The sequence below is a fragment of the Streptomyces sp. NPDC006283 genome (genome assembly GCF_040613325.1).
In the GTDB taxonomy this organism is placed as follows: Bacteria; Actinomycetota; Actinomycetes; order Streptomycetales; family Streptomycetaceae; genus Streptomyces.
In genome coordinates, this window is sequence record NZ_JBEXRZ010000335.1 from 1 (window position 1) to 4,842 (window position 4,842).

General features: G+C 67.6%; 3 protein-coding genes and 1 pseudogene. All 4 read left to right on the forward strand.

Annotation, left to right across the window (positions count from 1 at the left end; translation table 11 throughout):
- Positions 1 to 93, forward strand: a pseudogene (locus ABZ070_RS35300) (WXG100 family type VII secretion target); the annotation flags it as partial.
- Complete coding sequence (locus ABZ070_RS35305; protein ID WP_356640054.1) at positions 93 to 2,069, forward strand: RNase A-like domain-containing protein; 1,977 nt, start codon at positions 93 to 95, stop codon at positions 2,067 to 2,069. The pseudogene ABZ070_RS35300 and the gene ABZ070_RS35305, both read left to right, overlap by 1 nt.
- 25 nt (positions 2,070 to 2,094) lie before the next feature.
- Positions 2,095 to 2,805 (forward strand): hypothetical protein, encoded by a 711-nt coding sequence (locus ABZ070_RS35310; protein WP_356640056.1) that lies wholly within the window; start codon positions 2,095 to 2,097, stop codon positions 2,803 to 2,805.
- Positions 2,806 to 3,631: 826 nt separating this feature from the next.
- A partial coding sequence (locus tag ABZ070_RS35315; RefSeq protein WP_356640058.1) for a gamma-glutamyltransferase occupies positions 3,632 to 4,842 on the forward strand: 1,211 nt, incomplete at its 3' end.

Sequence of the window (4,842 nt, forward strand, 5' to 3'; positions counted from 1 at the left end):
GCACAGGCATGGCTCCACGAAGTGGTCACCACCGGTCACGCCAACTACGCCGAGGCCCACCGCGCGGTCCTGCGAGGCTGGGGAGCCGCCTGATGAGCACGCCCACCCCCAAGCCGTCGCCCTCGGCTACGCCACCTGCGAGTGAGGTTCCTGATGAGTCGCCGCCCCAGGGCCGTGAACCTGCGCCTTCTTCAGGCACCTCACCCGAGCCGGATTACAAACCGACACCGCCTGCGACCGAGTGGGACGGCCGTCCGAGCGACAAGCGCCGCAAGTGGGAACGCGAACAGCTCAAGCCGGCCGCGCCGAGCGCCAATGGCGGGTTCGACATCAAGACCGGGCACGTCTATTACACGTCGGCACTCATCCGTGACGAACAGTTCAACTTCCACAAGGCAGCGACACACCTGGTCGATTCCATAGGTGGCTGGGGTCAGACCCAGGTCGCAGGTCGAGGCCACGGCGCGGACGCTTTCGCCGACGCGTACGCGGACGTGGCGGAACGTTGCCTGAGGCTTTGGTCGAAATGCATCGACAGTATCGGCGGCGTCGCGGTCGGTCTCACCGAGACGGCGAACAACTACTTGAGGGCCGACTGGGCCTCCCGCCAGGCCAATCGCCGCCACCAAATCGAGGCGCCTCCTCTCCGACCGCCACCCATCGGAGTGGGGAAGGTCACCTACGGGCCCGCTTCGTCGATCAAATGGACCGGCACTGGAGACGACAGTGGTCCCTTGCTGGCATGGGCGGGTAACGGCCCTGACTGGCTGGCAGAACAGATCGATGAGGCCATCGAGCACGTGCTGAGACTGGGCAAGACGGTCGAAGTCACCCCTGGCCCATGGACCGACGACCTCCGCGCCATCGGAGACGCCTGGGAATTGGCAGGAAAGGATGCGAAGAAATGTGCCGGCAACTTCATCGCCACCATTTCTTACCTCACAGACAGCAGCAACAGCGAGTGGCAGGGTGCGATGAATGCATTCTGCCAGTCGATATGGGGAACGACGGCATGGGGCCAGAACCGCTACGAGGACGGCGCCACGGTGCCCAGGGGCTCCTCCGATGGCAGGGAGTGGCGAACCAATCCCAGGGTGTCACCGGGAACCCGTCGGCCAATCATCGAGATTCTCGAGAAGACCGGAACTGGAATCCGTGATGCATTCCATGGCGCGGCCAATGCTGCGGACAAGTCGAAGGCGACAACTTCGCGGCTCGCGAAGGAGGCCGCCGACGCCACCCTCAAGGACCTGACCATCGGTCTGGACCTCGGGGAACTGACTCGGCTCGGCGCAACCCTGGCGTTCGGCGAGATCACGGCGACCTTCGCCTCACACATGGACAAGGCGGGCGCCGACGCCGCAGTGGACGCGCAGCATGCTGCTTTCCACAGTGCGGCCGCCGAGATACGAGCGCTCCTCCCGGAACTGGACGAGGCGCTCTTGAGCGCGCCGACCTTCGAGGCGGAGGAGGCCCGAGCCCACGCGTTCGGGGCCCGCGCCCTCGACGAGTTCAGACCACGGCACCGATGGACCCAGCCCGGCCATACCGATCTCGGTATCTATCAGATCGACCTGGCGTCCACAGAGTGGCTGGAGAACTCGCACACGGCAGCTCGTCATGTCGGGCTCACGGACGAGCAGCTCGCCCAGCGCCTGCGTGACGACCTCAAGAAGGGCCCACGACCGGGGTCGAACTGGCCGTACGGTCAGCCATTCCCCGCGTTCGCTTCCACTTTCTCCGACATGGACACGGCGCAGCGGGTGACGCAGTACAACATCGACGAGCATGCCGGTGAAATCAGGGATTGGATCGACTCTGATCCACCTCCGGAGAAGGGTGATTCGCAAGAATTCATTTCCGAAAGCACGCCGTACGGAGAAAACGGTAGAAGCATCGACCGCCAACACATGAAGAGGGAACCGGAATCGGACAGAGAAGCCATGGAGTTCCCGGCACAGAAGGCAGTGGGCACGTACGGTGTCAAGACGAAGATCGTCTACAATGAGGATTTGGATCCACCCTTCGTTGTCATGACATCGATGCCGGTCGTAGGTGCAAGGTCGTAGGTCAAAAAGGAACGGAAGCAACTGCATGCCGAGTCGTCAGGAATTCTTCCAGTATTTCCAGCTAGCGGGTGCCAGACTCCTTCTTGCACCGGTCAGGGGCGGCATCCCTGCCGACCCCGAACGTTGGAAGCCTGCACTCGCAGCCCAGATTCGCGGCCTTTGGACGTCCAGCCAGGAGAACGGCAGGCACCTCCACGAGATCGCAGCCGAACTTCGCTCCGCGGCCGACCTCTTCGAAGCATCCGGTTCTGCGACGCCAGCGCACGCGCTGAAGAACATCCCTCGGGCGATCCCGGTGGGCCGTACTCCCGCAGTGTTGCGTGAGATCGCTGCACACGTCGATGAGTGGAACTCTTCACCGAAAGGCGACGTCGCGATGACGACGAAGGAACTCAGTCTGCGCTTCCCCCGCCTCATCCCTATACTGTCCATCTACTTCGGTCAGGACGGTTCCGCGATCTCCGACGAAATGAGCGGATCAACGATCGAAGACGGCATTCAGATGTGGATCGACCAGGTCCACCCAAGGTGCCCCTGGGTCCTCCCCGGCGTAGCCGGGGAATGCTACGAGGCGCTGGCTCTCTTCCATGACGAAGACACCCTCGACCGCTTCTTCGCCCAAGAGCACGGCGGGGGTTCGGGAGAGCCGGATTTCGTGGAGATGCTGCCACTGCTGGCCCAGACCTGCATCGACCACATGAAGGCCCACCACCCACCCGTATGGGAGAGGCGATAGGTACCACCACCCATGCGAACCCGAACCGCCACCAACCCCGACCGGGAGACCGCCCAGTGGGCCACCCGGCAGGTCGTCACGGCCAGCAAGCCATCCACCGGTGGCTCGCCCAGTCGACCCGTCAGCGCCTGACCCTCGAGGCTGCCTGGCGTCCCGCGCGGAGCCGGTCAGCTCGTTGACGGTGTGTGAGTGATTGGTGTGGGAGACGCCGACGTGGTCGACCGCGGCGCCTGGGGGACCTTCCGCGACCCCGGCGCGCCCGGCTTCCAGCGCGGTTTCGCGGAGGTCGCCCCGGCGAGCCAGGCGGCCGACCGGCAGTCCGCCCGGGGCAGAGCGGACTGTGGTGCTCCGGTGTGCGGTGTGTGGGGTGCCGCTCCTGGGCCGCCACCGTCCGCGGGGCCTGCCGCCTCGGCCAAGTCCGCATCGGTGGGGCTCCGGCTGCTCCTCGGGAGCGCGAGCGCGCACCGTGGTGGCGATGGTCTCCACGGGCTCCGGGTTCTCCGCGGCGACGTCGAGGTCCTGGCTGAGCCGGCTGACCAGACCGTGCGCCTGGACGGCGTGTGCCGGGACGGCGTGGCCGCCGGTGAACCAGTGCTCGATGCTCACCGAAACGCGATATCGCGGAGATCGTGCGCCCGCTCCAGGAGGAAGGCCTCGTCATCGCCCCGGGCTCAACGCATGCTCGCCAGAACCTGCCAGAGGCGGCCGTACACCCCGCGTGGTGCCGTCCGACCCCCGACGAGGCCTGGAGGGAGCCCCCCGGGGTCGATACCCTCGCGCTGATCGGACCGGCCGATCGGAACAGGACAGCGAGGTGACACGGCACATGTTCACCACCCGGCCGACACTCCAGGGCACCTTCGGAATGGTGTCGTCGACGCACTGGCTCGCCTCCCAGTCCGCGATGGCCGTACTCGAACGGGGCGGCAACGCGTACGACGCCGCCGTCGCCGCCGGATTCGTGCTCCATGTCGTCGAGCCGCATCTGTGCGGGCCCGCCGGAGAGGTCCCGGTCATCGTCGCACCGGCCGGACGCGAGGTGCGGGTGCTGTGCGGGCAGGGTGTCGCGCCCGCCGGGGCGACCATCGCCCACTACCGCTCACTCGGCCTCGAACTCGTTCCGGGAACCGGCCCGTTGGCGGCCGCCGTGCCCGGCGCGTTCGACGCCTGGATGCTCCTGCTGCGCGACTACGGCACCCGGTCCCTCGCCGAAGTGCTCGCTCACGCCATCGGATACGCCGAGGACGGACACCCGCCCGTCGAGCGGATCGGCCAGACCGTGGAAACCGTGCGTGAACTCTTCGAGACCGAGTGGACCTCGTCCGCCGACGTGTACCTGCCCGGCGGCCGGGCCCCCGCAGCGGGCGAACTGCTGCGCAACCCGGCCCTCGCCGCCACCTGGCGACGGCTGATCGCCGAGGCGGAGGCCGCCGCGTCCGACCGGGTCGGGCAGATCGAGGCCGCCCGCGAGGTGTGGCGGAGCGGCTTCATAGCGGAGGCTCTCGTCCGCCAGTCGAGGCGCCCGACCATGGACACCAGCGGTACACGCCACACCGGCACCCTCACGGCAAAGGACCTGGCCGGCTGGTCCGCCGGGTACGAGGCACCGGCGACGTACGACTGGAACGGCTGGACCCTGTGCAAGGCCGGCGGATGGAGCCAGGGGCCGGTGTTCCTGCAGCAGCTCGCCCTGCTGCCGCCGGAGCTGCCCGCCTACGGCTCGGCCGAGTACGTCCATCTGCTGATCGAGGGCTGCAAACTCGCCATGGCGGACCGGGAGGCCTGGTACGGCGACGCGGCGGAGGTCCCGGTCGAGGACCTGCTGTCGAAGCCGTACAACGCCGCCCGCCGCGGGCTCGTCGGCGAGAAGGCCTCGTACGAGCTGCGGCCGGGCAGCCCCGGCGGCCGGACGCCCGTCCTCAGTCCCCGCGCCACCGACGTCCTCGCGCGGCGTACCGAGGAACTGCTGCGGGCCGCGCTGGGCGTGCCGGACCGGATCCCGTACGCCCGCAAGCGCGCGGCGCGGGCCGCCCTGCC

Coding starts and splice junctions, on each gene's coding strand:
- ABZ070_RS35305 (WP_356640054.1), top strand. CDS start 93: ATGAGCACGCCCACCCCCAAGCCGTCGCCCTCGGCTACGCCACCTGCG.
- ABZ070_RS35310 (WP_356640056.1), top strand. CDS start 2,095: ATGCCGAGTCGTCAGGAATTCTTCCAGTATTTCCAGCTAGCGGGTGCC.